The sequence below is a fragment of the Streptococcus mitis genome, from assembly GCF_001579035.1.
GTDB classification, from domain to species: domain Bacteria; phylum Bacillota; class Bacilli; order Lactobacillales; family Streptococcaceae; genus Streptococcus; species Streptococcus mitis_J.
Map to the genome: position 1 here is coordinate 153,184 of NZ_KQ970287.1, position 739 is coordinate 153,922.

At 28.6% G+C, this 739-nt stretch carries 1 protein-coding gene; it reads left to right on the forward strand.

Annotation, left to right across the window (positions count from 1 at the left end; all coding sequences use genetic code 11):
• Positions 1–198 precede the first annotated feature (198 nt).
• Positions 199–739, forward strand: a 541-nt coding sequence (locus SMIDD26_RS05205) for a DMP19 family protein (RefSeq protein ID WP_061439328.1), incomplete at its 3' end; no start/stop codon positions are given.

Consider the following 739-nt stretch of genomic DNA (forward strand, 5'->3'; position numbering starts at 1 on the left):
AAGAAGTGAAGAGAAATGGATTTGATTATATAAAAATTACTGCTATAGACGAACTGGATACCAAAAGAGTTATCTGTGACTTAGAACTTGCATAAATTTATTAATTACGAGAGGTAAAATATGAAATATTCTATTTTAACAGAAAAATATTTTGAATATATCAATTAAGAAAATGAAAATATAGAGGAGAGAAATGAAATGAGTGAAACAGAAAAGAAATTAACATACGTAAAGATTACCATAGAAAATATTAAAAGTTTAGATGAAAACTTTTATTTTGATGTTGTTGATCCAATGTGGGAAACAATTAATATTTATGATGGATATGATGAGTATATTCAATCAGCGCAGACTTTCACTTTAGAGCAAAGATATTTATTAGCCATTACTTGGTATTTTGTAGAAGTAAATAATGGAGGTCATCATCAGTTTTTATATAATCCTACAGGGATAGTTTGGGAAGACGCAATAAAAGGTTTCAAACATTTTGGGATGAACGAATATGCAGGTAATTTTCAAAAAGTTGTAGACTATTGTGGTGGGACATTATCTTTTGGTAAAGAAGAAAGATACCATATGCTAGAAATATTGGAAGAAAAATACGGAGAGGAATTTTTTAATATTTTAGATGAAGCCGATGATTTCATTTATGATTATGAAGGTGAAGAAAACGAACTAAACTACATCAAATCTCACCCTGAAAAGTTTGTATTTGAAGGAGAATACGAGAGCTTTTACA